The sequence below is a fragment of the Streptomyces sp. NPDC001828 genome (assembly GCF_042892175.1).
GTDB lineage: Bacteria > Actinomycetota > Actinomycetes > Streptomycetales > Streptomycetaceae > Streptomyces.
In genome coordinates this window covers 974632-995498 of record NZ_JBIATV010000001.1, presented here as the reverse complement: position 1 = coordinate 995498, position 20867 = coordinate 974632, and the positions used below count along the sequence as shown (strand labels likewise).

The following is a 20867-nucleotide window of genomic DNA, read 5'->3' as shown; positions in this document are numbered from 1 at the left end:
GGTTGAGACTTTCACGCGATATGGGCAGGGCCATGGGGCATAACCTTCAAAGCAGGTCACGGCTCCGGCCGGTCGATCTGGCGCGCGGGCACGGTCTTTCCACCCAGGCGGTCAGGAACTACGAGGAGGCCGGGATCCTTCCGGCGTCCTCGCGCGGCCCGAACGGCTACCGCACCTATACGCCGCTGCACGCGCGGGCCCTGCGCGCGTTCCTCGCCCTGGTGCCGGGCCACGGCCACCGGACGGCGGCGTCGATCATGCGCGCGGTCAACGAGGGAGCGCCGGAGGAGGCGTTCCGGCTCATCGACCAGAGCCATGGCCGGCTCCTCGACGACCGGCGGACCCTCCAGGCGGTGGAGCACGCCCTGCGCGGGCTTGAGCGCACGGCGGTGGCCGAGCCGGCCCCGGCGCCCGGGCCCGCCGCCGGATCCGGCCCCGGGGACACGTTCATCGGGCCGCTGGCCGAGACGCTCGGGATCCGGCCCGCCACACTGCGCAAGTGGGAGCGCGCCGGGCTCGTGCGTCCGCACCGCGAGCCCTCGACCGGGTACCGCGTATACGACGAGGCCGCCGTGCGGGACGTCCGCCTGGTCCATCAACTCCGGCGCGGTGGTTACCTGTTGGAGCAGATCGCGCCGCTGATCACCCAGGTGCGGGAGGCCGGCGGGCTGGAGCCGCTTGCGGCCACCCTGCGCGAGTGGCACGGCCGCCTCTCCGGTCGCGGGCGAGCGATGCTGTCCGGGGCCGCCGAGTTGGAGGCGTACCTGCGCGAGCGCGCGTGAGGGAACGGGCGACAAGGGCCCGTTGACGGTGCCTCCCGGTGAAGCGGAGGCACCCTATCCGTGTCGCATCCGGTGTGGCAGGCTCCCGTCGCTGGTTCAACGAACGCGTTCATGAGGCAAGTCCATGTGACAGGGAGCTGATGAACAATGCGCATCTTCGACCGGAGCAGAGTGCGGACCGCCGCTCTCGCGCTCCTGGCCGCCGCCGCCCTCGTGGGCGGCGCGACGGCGACCACTCAAGCGGCGTCGACCACCCGGTCGCCCGTGGCGGCCGCCAAGAAGGGGCCGACCTCGGTGGCCTACATCGAGGTGAACAACGACAGCATGCTCAACGTGGGCAAGTACACCCTGGCCAACGGGGGCGGCAACGTGTTCGACGTCGCCGTCATATTCGCGGCCAACATCAACTACGACACGACCAAGAAGTCGGCGTACCTGTACTTCAACGAGAACGTGCAGCGGGTCCTCGACAACGCCCAGACCCAGATCCGCCCCCTGCAGGCCAAGGGCATCAAGGTGATGCTGTCCGTACTCGGCAACCACCAGGGCGCGGGCTTCGCCAACTTCCCTTCGCAGGGCGCCGCCGCGACGTTCGCCAAGCAACTGTCCGACGCCGTGGGCAAGTACGGCCTCGACGGCATCGACTTCGACGACGAGTACGCCGAATACGGCAACAACGGGACCGGCCAGCCCAACAGCAGCTCGTTCGTTCACCTGGTCTCCGCGCTGCGCGCGAACATGCCGGACAAGCTCATCTCGCTGTACAACATCGGCCCCGCGGCGTCGAGGCTGTCGTACGGCGGTGTGAACATCTCGTCGAAGTTCAACTACGCCTGGAACCCGTACTACGGCACCTGGGGCGTCCCGGGCATCGCCCTGCCCAAGTCGGCGCTTTCGCCGGCGGCCATCGACGTCAGGGCGACACCGTCGAGCACGGCGGCCGACCTCGCGAAGCGAACGGTGAGTGAGGGCTACGGCGTGTACCTCACCTACAACCTGGACGGCTCCGACCGGCACACCTACGTCTCCGGCTTCACCCAGCAGCTGTACGGGAGCAGCGCCGTCTACACCCCGTAGCCGCACGTTCCATCAGGGCGCCAGGAAGGCGCGCAAGGCGGCGGTCAACGCGACCGGGTTGTCCTCCTGCACGTTGTGGCCCGCGTCCGGGACCACCACGAGTCCACCGTCCGGCACGCGCCCGACCAGGCGCTCGGCGGTGGACTGCGGGAGCACCCTGCTGCGCCCGCCGCGTACCAGCAGTACGGGCAACTCGCCCAGCTGTGAGGCGAGTTGCTCGATGGCGGCGAGGATGGCGGGGAAGTCGGGCGGCCGCGGGTCGTTCTTCGGAACCCACTCGCCGTTGGGCGCCCGGCGGAACAGGGAGCGCATGCGGTAGGTGACGCTCGCGCGGTGGGCTCGCGGGCTGACCCGCATCGCGGCGTCCACCACCGCATCGAGGTCGTCGACCGGGCCGAGGCCGGCCATGAAGGCCCGTACCCGCCCGGTGCTCTCGAAGTCGACGCCGGGCGCGACATCGACGAGCACCAGGCGCTCGACCCGGTCGGGGCGGGTGCCGGCGACATGGGCGGCGACCACGCCGCCGAGCGACATGCCGACCAGTCGCACGCGGTCGAAGCCGAGGTGGTCGGCGGTGGCGATGACGTCCTCGGCCATCGTGGCGATGCGGTAGTCCTCGGACCAGCCGCTGTCGCCGTGTCCGCGCAGGTCCAGCGCGATGAGCCGGGCCGCCCCGCGCAGCCCGAGACAGACGAAGTCCCAGGTGTGCGCGGTCAGTCCGCCGCCGTGGAGCAGGAGCACCTCGGGGCCCGTCCCGCCCCAGTCGAACGCGTGCAGCCGGCAGCCCGCGCGCGAGAGGTGGAACTCCGACGGCGGTCCCGGGTCGTGGATCCGTACGCCCAGCGCCGCCGCCAGGTCGGTCATCGAAGGAATCATGGCCTGCCCGTCCATCTGCCCATCCCCTTACCTTGACTACTCAAGGTAAGACGCTTGCCTTGGCAGGTCAAGGTAAGGTCGAGGGGTGACCACCCGAGTACGACGCACACCCGAAGAGGCCAGGCGACAGATCCTGGAGGCGGCGGCCAAGCTGCTCACGGCGGGCGGCCCGGCGGCCGTGCAGGTGCGGGCGGTGGCCGCCGAGGTCGGCGTGTCCGATGCCGCGGTGAACCACCACTTCGGAACCCGCGAACAACTCCTTTCGGCGCTGCTGCGCTTCGGCGGGGCGCGGCTGAAGTCCGAACTGCGGGCCGCCCTAGACGAGTGGGGCGGCGACGGGGCGGCCGACCCCGCCCGGCTCGTCCACGTACTGGCCGGCCTCTACGCCGACGGCTATGCCGAACTGGCGCTGGCTCTGCGGCAGTTGGGGTGGCGGGACACCGGCAGCGGCATGCTCGACGAGGCGGTGGACCGCCTGCACACCCGGGCCGTGACCGACGGTGCGGCCACCGGCCGGACACCTCCTTCGCGGGAGGCGGTCCAGCTCACGGTGGCCGCACTGCACCAAGCAGTGGCGACGGAGCCGCTGTTCGGCGACGAGTTCCGCAGGAGCGTCGGGCTCGACGCGAGCGCACGGGATCGTCTGGTCGGCTGGTGGATCGAAACCCTGCGCACGACCCTCGCGGGACGAGATGCCTCAACTCGGGCTATGCACAAGGGCGTTGGGGATCGCTGAGCCGCCCCAGGGGCGAGGCGGCGGGGGCGTCAGGCGGAGGCGAAGGACCGCTCCAGCCTCGGGATCAGATCGCGCAGGTCCTGCTCCCAGCAGCCGCCGTTGTGGCCGCCGTTGCACTGGGTGCCCCAGGCGGAGCCGTCGCCGTAGTCGACGTAGTAGTAGGGCATCCCGATGGCGTCCATGCTGTCCTTGACGTGCTTGGACGCGCTTTCGAGCCAGAATTCGAGGTCGGTGGGCGAACCGTGTCCGTTGCCGACGTAGATGGAGACGCCGACACCGGCGAGCTTGTCCATGTGCTGGGACGGGTCGACCTCGTTCCACTTCCGGTCGGCGTTGAAGATCGGATAGGGCGAACCGAACAGGGCGTCACTGTCCACGCCCGGCTTGTACGGGTCGTCCTTGGGATCGCAGACGCCGGACGCCGAGCCACAGATCGCGCCCTGCGCGTCGATGAGGGAAGCGACGACGGCGAGCCTCAGGTCCATGGCGTTGGCCGACAGGTCGATGTCTCCGGACAGGGACGCGGTCTGGCTGAACAGCTCGGGGTGGTCCTGGGCGTAGTGCAGGGCCCCGAACCCGCCCATGGAGACCCCGGCGACGGCCCTGGCCTTCTTCGTGGCGACGGTCCGCAGGTTGGCGTCGATGAACGGGATCACCTGCTTGAGGTGGAAGTTCTCCCAGTTCTGGGCACCGGCCGGGGTGTTCTGGTTGAGCCAGTTGGCATACCAGCCCCGAGCGCCGCCGTCGGGGATGACCGTGATCATCGAGTTGGACATGGTCAGCGCCGGATAGTTCTGCTGGACGGGATCGTCGGGCGAGCCGTGCAGGAAGTACAGCACGGGGTAGCGCCGGGCCGGGTCGTCGTAGTAGCCGCTCGGCAGGATGATCTTGATGTGGTGCTTGCCCGCGACCTCCGGGGTGGTCACCGTGATGGAGAAGTTGGTGGAACTCCCCGCCGCTGTGTCGACCTGCGTCAGGCCGAACCCGTTCGTCAGCGGCGGCGGCGTGGTGGCAGGTGACCCGGCCGTGTCCGCCCGGGCCGCGCCGGCCGGCAGGGCCGCCCCCACCATGGCGGCCATCACGGCCACCACCATTCGCCATCGACTCGTTCTCCGCATTGCAGCATGCCCCCTCGTGAGCCTCGTCTTCGTGCGACCCGGAACCTATCGGGACGCGATGACGTCCCGATGAAACAGCACGCCGGGACCGTCGCGGAGGTCCCGGCGTGCCCGTGCGCCGGTCTCAGTCCAGGACCTTGGTCTCCAGCACCGGAGACGCCGCGATCTGGTCCTCGGTGAAGCGTTCGGTGACCCATTGGCCCGCCGAGAACAGCTTGGTCTGGTCGGCGTAGTGCGGCGAGTTCGGGTTGGCCGACTGGGAGTAGGCCAGCACCGAGGAGGCCTGCGGCGGCCCGTCGGCGGTGAACTTCACCTGCTGGATGAAGCTGGACCCGAAGGTGATGTCCGGTTTGCCGTCGACCTGGCCGGGAGTGACCACGTTCAGCACGCCGACTTCGGTGACGGCGCCGTGGACCGGGATCTGCTCCCCGTTGCGCGTCACCTTCTGGATGTCGGAGAGCGGCGCGTTGAGCGGGATCCCCGCCTTGCGCAGGGCGAGGACCGCCCGGCCGAACGCGTCGCGGACGGCGGAGCTTCCCGAGTCCAGCGAATTGGGCGTGTGCACCGGGTCCTTGGCGTCGAAGGGAACCCGCCAGGGAAGCTTCTCGATCGCCTGCCCGCCGAGCAGGAAGGCCCAGTAGTTCTCGAAGAGCCATGAACCCCGGCTGTCCGAGGTGTAGTTGTGGTCCTTCCAGGCGGCCAGGATCGGGCACGCCTCGCTCACGTTGACCAGGTTGCCGTCCACGAGGATGAGCCCGAAGGGCTGGCTCTGGCACATCGACACCGTGGCGTCGAGGGCGAGGTCGGCCGCTCGGCTGTTGTCGGCGAACAGCAACTGACGCATGGTCTCCGGCGTGAAGCCCCTGCCGGGCAGGCCGTCGGTGCCGTTGATCCGGTTCTGCGCGGTCAGGATCAGCTCCTGCGTGCGCAGCGATCGGGGCTGCGCCGTGTCGCCCATCACCCGGGGGAAGGCGAGCGGCTGCTCGGGGTTGGCCAGCCAGGCGCTGTCGTTGGCGTTGCCCACGAAGTCGGAGCGGATCAGGCGCGGCTGCTTGTGCGGATCGAGGAGCCCCGGCGCGACCGCGTTCGGGTCGTCGGGCCAGTCGCACTCGCTGCGCTTGCCGTCGAAGATGGAGACCGGCGGCACGTTCGGCAGCCGCAGCGCCTGGCTGAACAGCAGCCGGCCGGTCGCGGTGAGGCACGACTGCGCGTGTTCGTCGGTGATGTTCGGAGTCGCCTGGATGTCGGCGTACAGGGCGTTGCCCTTGCGGTCGGAGGCGACGGTGTTGAAGAACGGGATGCCCTCGGTGGTCTCCAGGGTGTTCACCACGTCCTGTACGTCCGTGGCCTGGTCGAGGTGGAACCAGGTGTTCATCGCCCGCAGGTTGTCCATGTTCGCGTCGCGCACCGCGTGCGCGCTCACCACCCAGGGCAGGGCGATGCCCTGGACCGATGCGGTGACGGGGCCGTAGCGGGTGGACCACAGGGTTCTGGTCACCTTGCCGAGCGTGCCGTCCTTGTTCAGCACATCGACCGCGACCTGCTGCGAGGTCATCGGCTGCCAGGCGCCGTCGACGAGGTAGTTGGTCGGGTGCAGCGGATCCACCTGGACGTCGAAGAGGCCGAACGGGGCCACCGTGGCGATGGTGTGGCTCCAGGCGACGTTGTCGTTGTGGCCGATGTTCACGGCGGGGAAGCCGAGCAGGCTCGCTCCCGAGACATTGGCCTTCCCCGGGATCGTCAACTGGCTCTGCCACATGCGGTTCTTGCCCTGCCAGGGGAAGTGCGGGTTGGCCAGCATCATGCTGCCCGCTCCCCCGGACACGCCCTGCGATCCGACGGCCAACGCGTTGCTGCCCATGCTCTGCTGACGCGTGGCGGCCATGGCGTCGCGGATCTTCTTGGCGGTCTCCTCGGGTGAGGACGCCGGCGGCGCGGCGGCGGCCGACGCCCCCGGAGGCACGGCGTTCACCTCGCCGTCGAGGAGCGCGTCGGCGCTGCCCATGATGATCTCGGCGTGCGCGTGCCGGTAGACGTCCAGCTCCGTGATCGGCCGCACCCAGGCGGCGCCCCGGCAGGCGGGGTCGGTGATGTTGTTCACGCCGGTCTCGGCCAGGTACCGGTTGTACCCCTGGACGTAGCCACGGATGGCGTCCTTGACCTCCGGCTCCGGCCCGTTGGGGGCGGGCTGGTCGAGCAGCCGTTCCACCACGCGGTTGTTGTTGATGCGCTGGAAGTACAGGTCGCTGTTGAGGTTGGTCGTGGTGTTCTGCTGCTCGCCGGGGCTCGTCCTGCCGTCGGGTCCCAGATAGCGGGACCGCTGGGCGTTGACCATCAGATAGGTGTCGGCCAGGGTGCAGATGTTGTCCTTGGCCGCGGCGTATCCGTAACCCGTCCCCAGGCCCTCCCAGTTGGAGGCCGTGATGTGCGGGATGCCGTATTCGGTGTACCGGATCGTCGGCCTGTCCGGACCCTGTGCGGTGGCCGATGGTGTGGCGCCCGGTGATCCCGCGGCCGTCATGGTGCTGATCACCGCCAGCGCGGCCATGACCGCCATCGGCAGCCTCGCTCCGAATCTCCTCCGCGCCATCGAGCCGTCCTTTCCTGTGCTCCGGGCCCTCGTCCGAACGCGCACACGGTAGGCGGGTGCGATGAAATCCCGATGGAGTCGCCGAGCGCGGCAGTTGGGGTTCCGGGGTTTCATCGGGATGTCATCCCCCGCTGCCAGTCTCGTCCGGTGACTCGGCCCACGCTTCGGAACGCCGACGCATGGGCCACCAACATGGGGAGGATCGACATGCGAGCCAGTAGGATCGCAGCCGCCGCGGCCGGACTTCTGCTGACAGCAGGGCTTTCGGCAGCGCAGGGGACCACCGCACAGGCGGCCACCACGGGGGCCGCGGCCTCGTGCGACGGCACGTACACGATCGTGGTGGGAGGCACCGGAAGTTCCTGGAACAACGACGGCTTCACCGGCAACATCCAGCAGCACGTCGGCTACCCGACCCAGATCCCGAACGGTGCGAGCGCCCGGGCCGGGGTCAACGAGCTGAACCGGCTGGTCCGCGACCAGCGTGCCGCGTGTCCGTGGCAGCACGTCAAGATGGCCGGCTACTCCCTGGGGGCCGCGGTCGTGCACATCTGGGTCAGCGAGAACAACCGCACCTTCGACAACGTCAACGCCATCCTCGTCGCCGACCCCAAGCGCCAGGGCCCTCCCGGGGCCAACGGAGGGTCCGTGCCGTTCGGCGGCATCATCGGCGCCCCGCTCGCCGGCGCGGACAAGAACTTCGGCAGCATCCCGGTCAAGACCATCTGTCACTGGGACTACGTCTGCGACGAGTCGGCGGGCATCTGGACCTACCCGGCCAACCACGTGAACAACTACCCCGAAGACTTCAACATGGATCACCACAACGACGGCGCCAACGAGGTCTGGTACAACGGCGCTTGGTACCCCGCGTAGACAGCGCTCGGCGCCCGTGCCCCGGCTCGCCCGTCGACCGGGGCACGGGCCCGCCACCTGCCGTCGGCCGACTGCTGGCGGGAGAGGTTCCGCGTGCGCGTCAGGAGGCGGAGCAGCTCCGCAGCAGCTCCCCGCCGCGCGCACCCGGCGTCGTCGAGGGCGCCGCGATGGATCTGGTGAGCCCGAGTCCGGCCTCGTCCCCGCGCAGGATCATCCGGTACGTGCTGTGCAGCATCCGGCTCGGCCCGACCCCCAGGTCCTCGGCCAGCCGGCATCGGGCCCGCTCGAAGACGGTCAGGGCGTCGGCCTGCCGGCCGGTGCGGTACAGGGCGCGCATCAGCATCGCGGCCACCGGCTCGTTGAGGGGGTGGGCCCCGGCCAAGGCATACAACTCGGCTATGGCCTGCGGGTGTTGGCCCATCCGGAGCTGCCACGTCAGCTTGCGCTGCATGAGGGCGAGCCTGCTCTCGGTGAGCCGCATCCGCTCCAGTTCCGCGAGCGGTCCGGGCAGGCCCGCCAGCGGCTCGCCCCGGAACAGGTCGAGGGCCCCCGCGCACCCGCGGACCGCCTCGGCAGCGTCGCCCGCGCGCTCGGCCCGGGTGATGTCGGCGAGCAGTCGCTCCACCCGCACCACGTCCACATCGACCGCTCCGGGCACCAGCCGGTATCCGCAGCGGTCGTGCTCGATCACCGGTTCCGGGCCGTCCCCGGCGCGCAGGGCCTTGCGTAGTCGGTAGACGTACACCGGGATCACATTGGTGAGCGGCGGCTCCAACCCCCATATGCCGTCGAGCAGTTCACGCTGGCTGACGGCGCGCCCGGCGCCGAGCGCCAGCGCCGCGAGGACGGCCTGCTGACGGAGGTGACCCAGGTCCAGCGGCCGCCCGTCCCGCCATGCCTGGAGCGGGCCGAGGACCGAGATCCGCACCTCGGGTGCCGCTGCCCGGCCGATGGCCGCACGCGCCGCCGGGCCCGCCGTGCGCGACCGGGGGCCGTGGCCGGGGACGACCAGGCCGCAGTCGAAGGCGTGCACGATGGCGGCGGCCCGGTCGCGCAGCCCCAGCCGCGCGAGGATGCGCGCCACGTGCCCGGCCACCGCGTCCTTGGGGATCGCGAGGGCGGCGGCGATCTCGTCGTCCCGCAGTCCGCAGCCGATCGCCTGGAGCACCTCGCGCTCCTGGTGTCCCAGTGCGGTGGCCGTTGGCCGGCCGGTGGTGGCGGTCGTCGGCATCACTGCTCCCCGGGCTCGTCGGTCTGGCGGACGCGATCGCCAAGCTAGTGGCGCCGGCCTCGTGCGGGGCATCCGGAATGATCCGGGGTCAGCACCGGTCGAGCGCGGTCGCCCTGGCCTCCGGGCGGTCGACGGGGTCCTTGATCGAAGTGCCCGGAAGCGGCAGTAGGGTCTGTCCGTGGCCGACACTCACGTGAACACCTTGGTATCGACCCCGGGCGGGGAGCGGCACGCCTCCTGGCTGGAGCTCTTCTTCGATCTGGTCGCGGTGGCCGGCGTCGCCCAGCTGGCACACCTGCTGCACGGTGAGCCCGGCTGGCGCGATGTCGGCCTGTACATCGTGCTCTACCTGGCGTTCTGGACGAACTGGCTGTCCCTGACGCTGTACGGCAATGTCGCGGGTGAGCGCACCCGTACCCGCATCCTGCTGATCGGCATGTTCGGCCTGACCGTGATGGCGGCGGCCGTGCACGGCGTCCAACAGGGCGACCGGGGAACGGCGTTCGCCGTCGCGTACGCGGTCACGCGGTTCATCGGCGGGAACGCGTTCGGCGACCGGCGCGAGGTCGTGGTCGACTGGCCGACGGTCACCTTCACCGCGGGCGCGGTGCCGTGGACCGTCTCCATCTTCGTCCACGGGCCGGCCCGGCCCTGGCTCTGGGCGCTCGGCGTCGTCATGGATCTGTACGTCACCTTCGCGTTCTCCAGGGAACACCTGCTGCGCACCCTGCGGGAGCGCGCCGAGCACCGGCGCACACGGGAGCAGGGTCGCGCCGCCGCGCCCGAAAGCCGTAGGGAAGCTCGCGGCCGGGACCTGGCCGTCGTCGAGACCGACACCGAGCATCTCGCCGAGCGGCTCGGCCTGTTCTCCATCATCGTGCTGGGCGAGGGCGTCTACCAGATCGTCGAGGCCGCCTCGGACGCCCACTGGGACCGCGGCCTGTACGCGACGGTCGCCGGCGCCTTCGCCCTGCTGGTGCTGCTGTGGTCGCTGTCCCTGAGCAGGGGGCGCGGCGGCGTCCCGTGCCTGGGGGCCGCCTCGCCGCCCACCCGGGTCCTGCTCGGCCTGCACTGCTTCGTCACCGGCGCCGTCGCGGCGCTCGCGGCGGGAGTCGGTGTCCTGGTGGAACATGCCGACGGGGGTCTCCCCCATCAGACCGCCTGGATGATGGCCACCGCCCTGGGGGCCTATCTCCTCGTCGCGACCGGCCTCGCCCACTGGACCCGGGTGGGCAGCCTCCGCCGTCTCCTCGCCGCCGCGCTCCCCTCCCTCGCCGTGTGCGCGGCAGTGGGCGCCTTCGATGGCGCGGGCAGGCGTCCGGCGGGCCTGGTGTGGCTTCTGGTACTGGCGTTGGTGTGGTTCTCGGCCGGGATGCGGCGGTACGACTCGCCGAAGCCGAGCTGACCGGGCCGGGGCGCGCCTCACGATCCGTAGGCCGCAGGGGATGCGCGATGCCGATGCGCCAAGGTGTCAAGTCGCCCTCCTCCAAGCCCAGTTGGAGGTCACCGCCGCCGTTGACACAGGTGTGCCGCGCGCCCGCCGCCCGCAGGATCCGCGAGGCCGCCTCGGTGGCCCAGCCCCTGACGAGCCCGCTGGGTCGCGCCGGCCGAGCGCCTCACACCACGGCGGCGCTCGGGTCCTCGTACACGGCGTCGAGTGCGAGGTGGGCCCCGCCGCGCGCCGCCGCTCCCAGGCCCAGGGTCGAGGGGAGGATCTCGCAGCCGCCCGATTCCGGCGCCATGACCCGTCGCGCCACGCCCTCGCGCACACGGTCCAGGATCTGGTCCGCGAAGACCGGGAAATAGCCCCCGAGCACGACCGCGCGGGGGTTGAGCACATCGGCCAGGAGGGCGATGCCCAGGCAGAGGCCGTCGGCGATCCGGTCGAGCGCCGACAGCGTGCGGGCATCGCCCGCCTGCGCGCGCCCGCGCAGATCGGCGAGGCGCGAGGCGACGTCGAGGGACGCGTCATGGACGGGGTCGTCCGGCTCAGCGGCGTGGCGCAGCAGGGCGCCGAGGCCGACCATGGTCTCCCAGCAGCCGCGTCGGCCGCAGTTGCACAGCCGGCCGCCGGGGGCGAGTCGCATATGGCCGATCTCGCCCGCGAAGCCCCGGGCCCCGCGCATGAGCCGGCCGGCGCTGATGATGCCGCCGCCGACACCGACGTCGCCCGTGATCGAGATGAGGTCGTGGATGCCGGCGGCCGAGGCGATCACGTACTCGGCGATGGCGCCGAGCTTCGCGTCGTTCTCCAGGTGCAGCACCGGGGCGGCTCGGCCGAGGCGGTCCCGTAGTCCGGCGACGGCCGCCACGTCCCGCCATCCGATGTTCGGGGCGTAGCCGACGTGGCCGGTGGTGATGTCGACGTTGCCGGGCGCTCCCAACGCGGCGCCCACGAGCCGGGCGCCGACGGCGGCGACCGCCAGGTCGGCCTCGCGGACCAGCTCCGCCGTCAGGTCCAGCACGGCTTCGGGTCCGGTCGCGCGGACGTCGAGCGGGATCCGGCGTTCGAAGACGCAGTCACCACGCAGGGAGCGCGCCACCGCGCTGATGTAGTCGGCGTTGATCTCCAGACCGAGGCCGCAGATGCCGCGCCCGTCGATCTCGACGCTCACTCCCGGCCGTCCGACGGCGCCCTTCCGCTGCGAGTCCCCCTCGCGCACCAGGCGCAGCTCGATCAGTTCGGCGACCAGGTTGGTGACGGTGGGGCGCGGCAGACCGGTGTCCGCCGCGATCCGCGCGCGGGATCTGGGTCCGGCGTCCCGCAGGAGCCGCAGCACAAGGCCGAGGTTGGTCCGCCGGATCGACGCTCGGTCACTGGGCCGGGCCGTACCGCCCATCCCCACCCCGCGAACCACACCGCGCCGCAGCTCCGCCGCCATCTCTCCCCCGTCCGCGGCGCGTTCCGCCGCGTACCGAACCCTGTCGAAGTGCCCTGCCTGCGACCAGGTTAGTTGCGTGGGATGCGGAAGGTGCTCCGCGAGGGTTCCCGGACCGGACCGTGGCCGGTGAACAGGACGCGTCGGGAGTCGAAGGGGGCGAGCCGGCTCGGCCAGTGCGGCCGCGCGGCGAGTGCCCGGTGCGCCAAGTACTCGGCGCGGATGCCGTTTTCAGGGCGGAATCACCCGCGCCCGCCGGGGTACGCGGAGCGGAACACAGCTCCGACCGAAAGCGAGTACCCCATCGTGAGCGACCGCAGGCCCGAAGGACCGGGAGACGCCGGAGCTCCCGTACCCGAGCCGATACCCAGGGATCTGCCCGACCAGCAGGCAGGCGGCGACGGCGACCCCTGGGAAGCCCCGGACGAGTCCGCCCCCGATGCGAAGGGCGAGCGGCCCGATCCCGGGATCCCGGACACCGACGAAGCGGGCACGGGCCGCCGTGGCGCACCGCACTCGGGCAGCAGGCGGCCGGACCATCCGGTGCCCGACGAACCGACCGGCTGAGAACGACTGACGACTGAAGCCGTCCGAGAACGGCCGGGTCGCGACTCAATTACCGCCGGCGACGCGAATAAGACCCGAATAAGTTGAAGCGCATGTCCCGGCGGCGCCGGGGAACCCGGTTCCCCGGAGGTTGACAACTATGGTTCCCCTGCTTCTCGTTCTTCTGCTCGCTCTGATTCTGTTCGGTGCCGGTTTCGCCCTCAAGGTCCTTTGGTGGGTGGCGATCGCGGTTCTGGTGATCTGGCTGGTCGGGTTCGTGGCCCGCCCGAAGGGCGGCAGCGGCCGCTGGTATCGCTGGTAGGCAGGCCTTTTGGCCTTCCAGGCTTGATGTGGGGCCCGCCCTCTTCGAAGGGGCGGGCCCCACATCTCGTGTCAACGGCCGTACGGAAAGAAATATCAACCCGTCCGCGTGGGACGGTTTTCTGTGGGCACCCGCAGATTCAGCGGATCCGTACATATCTCTCGCCTCCTCCAGTGATCGAGAGAAGGTAAAGGGCCGCTGGTATCGCAATTGATGAAGGAGTTGTTTTCATGTCCGACAGCATGTGGGGTTACCGCGAGACGTCCGGCCGTCTGGCCGGGGCCGATCTGACGGGCTACAAGGTCGAGGCGACGGACGGCTCCATCGGCAAGGTCGACAAGCACTCGGACGAGACCCGGTCCGCCTACATCGTGGTCGACACCGGCCCCTGGATCTTCGGCAAGGAAGTCCTCCTGCCCGCCGGCACGATCGAGCGCATCGACGCGGACGAGCGGAAGATCTACGTGGACCGCACCAAGGAGCAGATCAAGAACGCCCCCGAGTTCGACCGGGAGAAGCACCTCGGCAACTCCGGTTACAACGAGGAGTTGGGCACCTACTACGGCACCGGCGCCCCCTTCGGCGGCCGGCCCGCCTGACCGGCCCGGAACACAGTGAGGGGCGGCCACCCGCATGCCGGGTGGCCGCCCCTCGTTCGTGTGACCACCGCCCCGGCCCTCCCCATCTTTGGAGCTTCTGCCAGTACGGGCCTTCCGCCGTGCATGGAGAGACTGCCGGGTGTCCGAGCCAGGACATCACTACGGGAGGAGTGTGCGGTGAGCACACAGGAGACGTACGACGAGATCGGCGAGGCGTTCGAGGGGTTCAAGGCCCTGCCGTTGGCCCGGTACGTGGAGGCGCCCAGCTTCCTCGCCATGGTCGGGGACGTCACCGGCAAGAAGGTGATCGACCTGGCCTGCGGAACCGGCTTCTACAGCCGTGAGGTGAAGCGGCGGGGCGCGGCGGACGTGTTCGGCATCGACGTCTCCGGCGAGATGATCGCCGCCGCCCGGGACATCGAGCGGGCGGACCCGCTGGGGGTGCGGTACGAGGTGGGCGATGTGGCCGACCTGTCGCCGGCCGAGGGGCCTTTCGACGTGGCGACCGCCGTGATGCTGCTCAACTATGCCGAGACGGTGGGCGAGTTCGAGCACCTGTGTCGCCGGGTGCACGAGAGCCTGAGGAGCGGCGGAGTGTTCTTCATGCTCCACCAGACGCCGGACTACGACTTCTCCGGGCCGTCGCCGCGCCCGTACGGCTTCCTCACCGAGCTGACCGGCGAGGAGTTCGGCACCGGACCACGGGTGAGGACCACCGCTCTGCTGGAGGGCGCGCCGATCTCGTTCACCTCCGGCCTCGCACGCCGCGAGGTGTTCGAGACCTGTCTCGCCGAGGCCGGGTTCAGCGAACTCACGTGGGTGCCGACCACGGTGTCGCCTGCCGGCATCGAGGCGTACGGGGACGCGTTCTGGGCCGACTACCGCTCCAACCCTGCCTTCGAGATGCTGCGCTGTCGCGCCTGACGGACAACCGCCGGGGCCCTCAGCCCGCGCCCGGCCGGCGCAGGTCCCGAACGCATGCGTTCACCCCGGACACTGCGCCGGGCACGGGCATCCACCCAGGTGGAACAAGGGAGCGGTTGCAGCAGCGGACTGTCCCGCACGGGTGACACCTTGTGTAACGCGCGGAGTCACGGGCACGCGTCTTTCATGATGTTCACGACGCTCATCCTCGTGCCCGTCGCCCTCGCAGTCGTCCTCACCTGGCGCAGCCCACACCACAACCGCCACCGCCGCTGAGCGCCGGGCGCTCCTTCACAGCCGACCCCGCCGCGACGCGTTCAAGAGCCGTCACGGCGGCCTCGCGGCGAACGTACGTAACGCAGTCTCCCGCCGCCCCTCGGTCGAGGGGCGGCGGGAGAGCACGAACACAGCATGCGATGCGGTCAGCGACGCCTGTCGCCCCGGCCGCCCTCGCCGCGTCGGCGCTCGTCCTTGCCGGTGGCGTCGTCGAACCGGATCTCTTCCTTGCGGACGGTGTCGGACACCTCCTTCTGCTCGGTGACCTTCTCCGTCTCCAGGCGCACCCGCTCCACCGGCACGGCCTCCTTGCGCACGACCGGGCGCTCCGCGTGGAGCGTCACCTCGGTCTCCGCCTCACCGATGTCCACGCGTGCGCGGTCGCCCTCGCGGATCGGCTCACGCACGACCCGGACCTCCTCGTGGCTGACCGGGACGGTCGTGGTCACGTCCTCCGTGACGACGACCTTGCGCAGCCGCGCCCGGCCCACTTCCTCGTTCTCGGTGCCGACCCGCAGCCGCTCCTCGGAGCGGATCAGGGCGTCCTCGTCCCCGGCGAACCGGGCGTGGACGTCGGTGCCCGTGGCGTTCCCGGGGACGTCGACGCTGCCGGCGGCTCCGCCCGGGCCCGGGGTGCGCTTGCCGAGGCCGTCGACGCCGTAGTGGCGGTACAGCTCGCCCTCCGCCGTGGCGTCGAGGTGCTCGTCGGCGTCCAGACGGGGGGCGTCCTTCACGACGCTCTTGGCGTAGGCCACGTGCAGGGCGTCGCCGTCACGACGGGCGCCCTTCAGCGGCACGAACGACTCCTTGGTGCCGAAGAGGCCGGTCTTGACCGTGACCCACTCCGGGCGGCCCGTGCCGTCGGCCAGGTAGACCTGTTCGACGCCGCCGATCTTCTCTCCATCCGGGTCGTAAGCCACCAGTCCCTTGAGACCCTCGGGGCGGCTGAACATGTCACCGGTGCTCATGCGGATCACTCCTGACCTGTCGGGGGATGGGCCCGGCGGCATCCGTACGGAGCCACGGCCCTCGCTCCAACCCCGCCACATCCCACCCGCCACGGCGACCGGAACCACCCCGCCCACAACGGCCACACCCCAGTCCCCACGCCCGGCCGGACACATCCGGGGCCGCCGTGCGGGTTACGCCATCCGTGTGAACGCCGATCCACGTGCCCGGACGCCGTCCGACGGGCCCTGAGCCGGCTCGCCGGCTCCCGCCGGTCCCCCGGTGCGACGATCACGCTTCTCACGCTCAGGGATGAACCGATCTCCGCTCGGCTCGACTTCGGCCTCCGCTCCCCGCTACGAACATCACCCAGTACGGGAGACCTTCACGAAGGGGTGTTCATGCGCATGCGCGCCAGGACCACAACCATGGCGACGGGGCCGGCCGTCCTCGCCATCCGCACGACAGCGGTAGCGGCCTGCGGCGAGACGTCCTGATGGGGCGGCCTCGTCTGTTACTCGTCGTATGTGCCGGGCTGCTCGCCACCGGCTGCGTCTCGGTCGCGTCCAAGTCCGGGCCACCCGTCAAGGAGCTCGGGCCGGAAGGGGGCCGTCTCACCGCCGTGTCACCCGGGCCCGAGCAGCCGCCCGGCCGCGAGACCCTGGCCCCGGCCGGCGCCCCGGCGCCCACCAGCCACGGCACGGGCAGCGCCCGGCCGGCCGGGCCATCCGCTCCGGACCGCCCGCGCCCCCAGGCCGCGGACTCGGCCCACCGCGCTCCGGCCCACGGCCGGGCCGCGGCGCGGCACCCCGCACCCGCCCCGGCGCAGCGCCATCAGGGGCAGCCCCGCCCCCGCTACGACCCCGGCCAGGTGTGTGCCTGGGCCAAGGGCACCGGCTTCGACCCCTCGGTCGTCCGCGCCTGCCAACAGCAGTTGGGCCTCAGGTGAGCTCGCGGCCCAACTGAGCTGACAGCGGCGGCCGTTGGGGCTGTGCCCGACGGCCGCACGGGCCTGTCCCCCTGTGCTCATGGGCACTTCCCCAGGACCGCCGGGGTCGGCGCGGTCCGGGGCGGTGGAGGATCGGTGATTTTCCGGCGGAGCCCCGGCCCGGCGCATAGGGTCGGTGACATGCGCATTGTCATCGCTGGTGGTCATGGTCAGATCGCGCTGCGGCTCGAACGGCTGCTGCACGCGCGCGGGGACGAGGTCGCGGGGATCATCCGCAGGGCGGAGCAGGCGGGCGATCTGCTGGCAGCGGGCGCCGAACCCGTCGTGTGCGACCTGGAGTCGGCCTCCCTCGACGAGCTCGCCCGGCACCTCGAAGGCGCGGACGCGGCCGTGTTCGCGGCGGGTGCGGGGCCGGGCAGCGGTGTGGCCCGCAAGGACACCGTGGACCGCGCCGCGTGTTCCCTGTTCGCGGACGCGGCCGAGGCCGCCGGGGTGCGGCGCTTCATCGTCGTCTCCGCCCTGGGTGCAAGGAACGCGCCCGCACCCCGTGGCTCCGACTCCGTATTCGCCGCCTACCTGTACGCCAAGGCGGCAGCCGACGCGGACGTACGGGCGCGGGCCGGGCTCGACTGGACCATCCTGCGCCCGGGCCAGCTCACCAACGGGGCGGGCACGGGCCTGGTCACCCTCGCCGAGTCCACCGGAGGCGGTGCCATCACCCGTGACGACGTCGCCTCCGTCCTGGCGGCCCTGCTCGACGAGCCCGCGACCACGGGGCGGACGCTGGAACTGGTCGGCGGAAGCGTCCCGGTGGACAAGGCGGTCGCCTCGCTGACCGGCTGAGCCGAAGCGCCCGCCGGGCGGGAGGGAGGCGGCGAGAGCCGCTCACCTTCCGGCGCGGCCGCGCTCATATCCGCTTGCGCATCCTCACCGCTCAAGCCATCGTCGCGGAACCGAACACCGCACGAAGGCAGACATGATGACGACCCAGTCCCACCCCGTCGACCACGAGCTCGTCCAGGCCGCGTCGGACGTCGCGCGTGTTCGCTGCCGCGGCGACAACCACACGATGGCCGCCGCCGGGCGCACTCCGGACGGACGGATCATCACCGCGGTGAACGTGTACCACTTCACCGGCGGGCCTTGCGCCGAGCTGGTCCTCATCGGCACGGCCGCGGCCCAGGGCGCGTACGAGTTGGAGACGGTCGTCGCCGTGGGCGACCGTGACCGGGGGGTCGTTCCGCCGTGCGGGCGTTGCCGCCAAGTGCTTCTCGACCACTTCCCCGCCCTGCGGGTCATCGTCGGCGCGGGCGAGCGGCTCCGGACGGTCTCCGTCGCCGAGTTGCTCCCGGAGAGCTACGTCTGGGCCGATCACCAGCTCGACGCCGACCAGGCCACCCCGCCCAGCACCGGCTGACGCCCGGGGCCCGGCGCCCTCCCGCGCCCGGCGGGACTGAAGTCCCGCCGATGCAGCCCTGGTACAGGACCATGGTCACACAACATCTTGTGTCGAGTCCTCACACCACATCGCAGATGTAGTGTTTCGTTCTGCCGGTTCGACGCCTGTGGCCGAGGTCGCGCGTCGAGGCAAGAGGGAACCCGGTGGGAATCCGGGACTGCCCCGCAACGGTGAGTGGGTACGACGGTCGGGCGCAGACGCGTCCGCACGGGTCCACGAGTCCGATACCTGCCGGCGCAGCTCCGCGCGTACTCACGCCCGGAGGACGTTCCGACGCCTCGTGGGAGGGCCGACGTGACTGTTGTCGACGCCGTCGATTCCGTGACCGAATATCTGGACCGCAGCGACTGGCGGGTCAACGCCAATGCCAATCAGGGCTATTCGCTCGGCGGGCTGATCCTCAACGCCGCCGGGAAGGTCATCGCCAACTACTGGCTGGACCAGGTGTATCCGCCGGCGGTCGGGCGCGCGCACCGGGAGGGCGACCTTCACATCCACGATCTCGACATGCTCGCGGGCTACTGCGCGGGCTGGTCGCTGCGCACCCTGATCACCGAGGGGTTCAACGGGGTGCCCGGGCAGATCGACTCGGCGCCGCCACGGCACTTCTCCTCCGCCACGGGCCAGATCGTGAACTTCCTCGGCACACTGCAGAACGAGTGGGCCGGCGCCCAGGCATTCAGCTCCTTCGACACCTACATGGCGCCGTTCGTCCGCAAGGACGCGATGACGTACGGCGAGGTCCGCCAATGCGTCCAGGAGATGGTGCACAACCTGAACGTGCCCTCCCGCTGGGGCACCCAGACCCCGTTCACCAACCTCACCTTCGACTGGACCTGCCCGGCCGATCTGCGGGAGCAGGTGCCCGTGATCGGCGGCATGGAGATGGACTTCCGCTACGGGGACCTCCAGGCCGAGATGGATCTGATCAACCGCGCCTACATCGAGGTGATGGCCGAAGGCGACGCCACCGGGCGGGTGTTCACCTTTCCCATCCCCACGTACAACATCACCCGGGACTTCCCCTGGGACAGCGAGAACGCCGAGCGGCTGTTCGCGATGACGGCGAAGTACGGGCTGCCGTACTTCCAGAACTTCATCAACTCCGACCTCCAGCCGCACCAGATCCGCTCCATGTGCTGCCGGCTCCAGCTGGACCTGACCGAACTGCTCAAGCGAGGCAACGGCCTATTCGGCAGCGCGGAGCAGACGGGCTCCCTCGGGGTCGTCACCGTCAACTGCGCCCGGCTCGGCCACGTCCACGCCGGTGACGAGAGCGGCCTGTTCAGCGCGCTCGACCGGCTCCTCGACCTGGCCCGCACCAGCCTGGAGATCAAGCGGGTCACCGTGCAGGACCTGATCGACGGCGGGCTCTACCCGTACACCAAGCGCTACCTCGGAACGCTGCGCAACCACTTCTCCACCATCGGCGTGAACGGGATCAACGAGATGATCCGCAACTTCACCCACGACGCCCACGACATCACCACCCCCGAGGGGCACGGCCTGGCCGTCCGGCTGCTCGATCACGTGCGGGCCCGGATGGTCGAGTTCCAGGAGGAGACCGGGCACCTCTACAACCTGGAGGCGACCCCGGCGGAGGGCACGACGTACCGGTTCGCGAAGGAGGACCGCGATCGCTTCCCCGGCATCCTCCAGGCCGGCTCGGACGAGCACCCCTACTACACCAACTCCTCGCAACTGCCGGTCGGTTGGACCGATGACGCCTTCGCGGCGCTGGAGATGCAGGACGAGCTGCAGGGCAAGTACACCGGGGGCACGGTGCTGCACCTCTACCTGGCGGAGCGGATCTCCACCGGGGAGGCGTGCCGCAGTCTGGTGCGCCGCTCCCTCGAACGCTTCTCCCTGCCCTATCTCACGGTGACACCGACGTTCTCGATCTGCGCCTCGCACGGATACCTGGCGGGAGAGCACCCCAACTGTGCGCAGTGTGGGGCCAGTTGCGAGGTGTGGACCCGCGTCATGGGGTATCACCGGCCGGTCGCCTCCTTCAACATCGGCAAGAAGGGCGAGCATGCCGAGCGGGTCCACTTCCGTGAAGGCGCGGGGGCCGTGGCGTGATACGGATCGGCGGCTGGTCACGGCTTTCGGGCTGCGACTGGCCGGGCCGTCTGGTCACCACCGTCTTCTGCCAGGGGTGCCCGTGGCGGTGCGGATACTGTCACAACCCCGGTCTCCTGCCTCCGCGTTCGGCGCCCGTCGTGCCCTGGGACACGGTGACGTCCCATCTCGCGCGCCGTCGCGGCCTCCTGGACGGCGTCGTCTTCTCGGGCGGTGAGCCGCTGCTCCAGGCGGGTCTGGCGGGCGCTTTGCGCGAGGCTCGCGCGCTCGGCTTCGCGACCGGCCTGCACACCGGCGGCGCCTATCCGCGCCGCTTCGCGCAGCTCCTTTCGGAGGGGCTGCTCGACTGGGTCGGCTTCGACGTGAAGGCCGCCCCGGCCGCGTACGAGAAGGTGACGGGCGTCTCCAACAGCGCGGCTCCCGCTGCCCGTTGCCTGCGCCTGCTCCTGGACGCCGGGGTGCCGCACCAGATCCGGACCACGGTCGACCCGGCGCTGCTCGACCGGGCGGACGTCGCGGAGCTGGAGCGGTGGCTGGCACGGCAGGGTGTGCGCGGCCATGTGAGGCAGGAGGCCCGGCGGGTGACCTGACGCGGGG

At 70.8% G+C, this 20867-nt stretch carries 20 protein-coding genes, 1 pseudogene and 1 riboswitch; of the genes and pseudogenes, 14 read left to right on the top strand and 7 right to left on the bottom strand.

The window, feature by feature from the left end; all coding sequences use genetic code 11:
• Nucleotides 1-32 precede the first annotated feature (32 nt).
• Together ACFYZA_RS04620 and ACFYZA_RS04615 are read left to right on the top strand one after the other, a co-directional pair.
• The gene (locus ACFYZA_RS04620; RefSeq protein ID WP_388487152.1) at nt 33-782 is read left to right on the top strand and encodes a TioE family transcriptional regulator; all 750 of its coding nucleotides are present in this window, start codon (nt 33-35) and stop codon (nt 780-782) included.
• Between the two features lie 147 nt (nt 783-929).
• A complete protein-coding gene (locus tag ACFYZA_RS04615) occupies nt 930-1859 on the top strand; it encodes an endo-beta-N-acetylglucosaminidase H (protein ID WP_388487151.1) in 930 nt (309 codons plus the stop codon).
• A gap of 12 nt (nt 1860-1871) precedes the next feature.
• Here ACFYZA_RS04615 and ACFYZA_RS04610 read toward each other — a convergent pair whose 3' ends face one another.
• Complete coding sequence (locus ACFYZA_RS04610) at nt 1872-2723, bottom strand: alpha/beta fold hydrolase (protein WP_388487150.1); 852 nt, start codon at nt 2721-2723, stop codon at nt 1872-1874.
• A gap of 97 nt (nt 2724-2820) precedes the next feature.
• Here ACFYZA_RS04610 and ACFYZA_RS04605 point away from each other — a divergent pair, with 97 nt between their 5' ends.
• A complete protein-coding gene (locus ACFYZA_RS04605) occupies nt 2821-3471 on the top strand; it encodes a TetR family transcriptional regulator (protein ID WP_388487147.1) in 651 nt (216 codons plus the stop codon).
• 29 nt (nt 3472-3500) lie between these two features.
• Here the strand turns inward: ACFYZA_RS04605 and ACFYZA_RS04600 are convergent, their stop codons facing one another.
• Together ACFYZA_RS04600 and ACFYZA_RS04595 are read right to left on the bottom strand one after the other, a co-directional pair.
• A complete protein-coding gene (locus ACFYZA_RS04600) occupies nt 3501-4565 on the bottom strand; it encodes an alpha/beta hydrolase (protein ID WP_382587967.1) in 1065 nt (354 codons plus the stop codon).
• 148 nt (nt 4566-4713) lie between these two features.
• The gene (locus ACFYZA_RS04595; protein WP_388487146.1) at nt 4714-7179 is read right to left on the bottom strand and encodes a penicillin acylase family protein; all 2466 of its coding nucleotides are present in this window, start codon (nt 7177-7179) and stop codon (nt 4714-4716) included.
• A gap of 207 nt (nt 7180-7386) precedes the next feature.
• Here ACFYZA_RS04595 and ACFYZA_RS04590 point away from each other — a divergent pair, with 207 nt between their 5' ends.
• Nucleotides 7387-8055, top strand: coding sequence for a cutinase family protein (locus tag ACFYZA_RS04590; RefSeq protein ID WP_382587963.1), 669 nt, complete (start codon nt 7387-7389; stop codon nt 8053-8055).
• A 100-nt stretch (nt 8056-8155) separates the two neighbouring features.
• Here ACFYZA_RS04590 and ACFYZA_RS04585 read toward each other — a convergent pair whose 3' ends face one another.
• A complete protein-coding gene (locus ACFYZA_RS04585; RefSeq protein WP_388487144.1) occupies nt 8156-9286 on the bottom strand; it encodes a BTAD domain-containing putative transcriptional regulator in 1131 nt (376 codons plus the stop codon).
• Between the two features lie 178 nt (nt 9287-9464).
• On the opposite strand from ACFYZA_RS04585, the gene ACFYZA_RS04580 reads away from it, so the two are divergent.
• Nucleotides 9465-10691 carry a low temperature requirement protein A gene (locus ACFYZA_RS04580; RefSeq protein WP_388487142.1) on the top strand — a complete coding sequence of 409 codons (1227 nt, stop codon included), beginning with the start codon at nt 9465-9467 and terminating at the stop codon, nt 10689-10691.
• Nucleotides 10692-10719: 28 nt separating this feature from the next.
• Here the strand turns inward: ACFYZA_RS04580 and ACFYZA_RS04575 are convergent.
• Both ACFYZA_RS04575 and ACFYZA_RS04570 read right to left on the bottom strand, forming a co-directional pair.
• Nucleotides 10720-10884 (bottom strand): annotated as a pseudogene (locus tag ACFYZA_RS04575) (FAD:protein FMN transferase); the annotation flags it as partial.
• Between the two features lie 18 nt (nt 10885-10902).
• Nucleotides 10903-12066 carry an ROK family protein gene (locus ACFYZA_RS04570; RefSeq protein ID WP_388487139.1) on the bottom strand — a complete coding sequence of 388 codons (1164 nt, stop codon included), beginning with the start codon at nt 12064-12066 and terminating at the stop codon, nt 10903-10905.
• 405 nt (nt 12067-12471) lie between these two features.
• Here ACFYZA_RS04570 and ACFYZA_RS04565 point away from each other — a divergent pair, with 405 nt between their 5' ends.
• The 4 genes from ACFYZA_RS04565 (at nt 12472) to ACFYZA_RS04550 (ending at nt 14556) form a co-directional block, all read left to right on the top strand.
• Nucleotides 12472-12732: a hypothetical protein gene (locus ACFYZA_RS04565; RefSeq protein ID WP_388487136.1), complete on the top strand. Its 261-nt coding sequence runs from the start codon at nt 12472-12474 to the stop codon at nt 12730-12732.
• A gap of 139 nt (nt 12733-12871) precedes the next feature.
• A complete protein-coding gene (locus ACFYZA_RS04560; protein ID WP_382587942.1) occupies nt 12872-13033 on the top strand; it encodes a hydrophobic protein in 162 nt (53 codons plus the stop codon).
• A 230-nt stretch (nt 13034-13263) separates the two neighbouring features.
• The gene (locus ACFYZA_RS04555) at nt 13264-13632 is read left to right on the top strand and encodes a PRC-barrel domain-containing protein (protein ID WP_388487134.1); all 369 of its coding nucleotides are present in this window, start codon (nt 13264-13266) and stop codon (nt 13630-13632) included.
• Nucleotides 13633-13809: 177 nt separating this feature from the next.
• Nucleotides 13810-14556 (top strand): class I SAM-dependent methyltransferase, encoded by a 747-nt coding sequence (locus tag ACFYZA_RS04550; RefSeq protein WP_388487132.1) that lies wholly within the window; start codon nt 13810-13812, stop codon nt 14554-14556.
• A gap of 422 nt (nt 14557-14978) precedes the next feature.
• Here ACFYZA_RS04550 and ACFYZA_RS04545 read toward each other — a convergent pair whose 3' ends face one another.
• The gene (locus ACFYZA_RS04545; protein WP_388487130.1) at nt 14979-15800 is read right to left on the bottom strand and encodes a DUF2382 domain-containing protein; all 822 of its coding nucleotides are present in this window, start codon (nt 15798-15800) and stop codon (nt 14979-14981) included.
• Nucleotides 15801-16276: 476 nt separating this feature from the next.
• Between ACFYZA_RS04545 and ACFYZA_RS04540 the strand changes: the two genes are divergently transcribed.
• The 5 genes from ACFYZA_RS04540 to ACFYZA_RS04520 all read left to right on the top strand — a co-directional run bounded on the left by ACFYZA_RS04540 (nt 16277) and on the right by ACFYZA_RS04520 (nt 20860).
• Nucleotides 16277-16729, top strand: a complete 453-nt coding sequence (locus ACFYZA_RS04540; protein WP_388487127.1) for a hypothetical protein — start codon at nt 16277-16279, stop codon at nt 16727-16729.
• A gap of 180 nt (nt 16730-16909) precedes the next feature.
• Entirely contained in the window at nt 16910-17572 is a 663-nt protein-coding gene (locus ACFYZA_RS04535; RefSeq protein WP_382600491.1) for an NAD(P)H-binding protein, read from the top strand.
• Between the two features lie 136 nt (nt 17573-17708).
• Complete coding sequence (locus ACFYZA_RS04530) at nt 17709-18146, top strand: cytidine deaminase family protein (RefSeq protein ID WP_388487992.1); 438 nt, start codon at nt 17709-17711, stop codon at nt 18144-18146.
• 118 nt (nt 18147-18264) lie between these two features.
• Nucleotides 18265-18439, top strand: a riboswitch (cobalamin riboswitch).
• A gap of 43 nt (nt 18440-18482) precedes the next feature.
• Nucleotides 18483-20270 (top strand): ribonucleoside triphosphate reductase, encoded by a 1788-nt coding sequence (locus ACFYZA_RS04525; protein WP_388487124.1) that lies wholly within the window; start codon nt 18483-18485, stop codon nt 20268-20270.
• On the top strand, nt 20267-20860 hold the full coding sequence (locus ACFYZA_RS04520) for an anaerobic ribonucleoside-triphosphate reductase activating protein (RefSeq protein WP_382600487.1): 594 nt from the start codon (nt 20267-20269) through the stop codon (nt 20858-20860). Before ACFYZA_RS04525 ends, ACFYZA_RS04520 begins: the two co-directional genes overlap by 4 nt.
• Nucleotides 20861-20867: the final 7 nt, after the last annotated feature.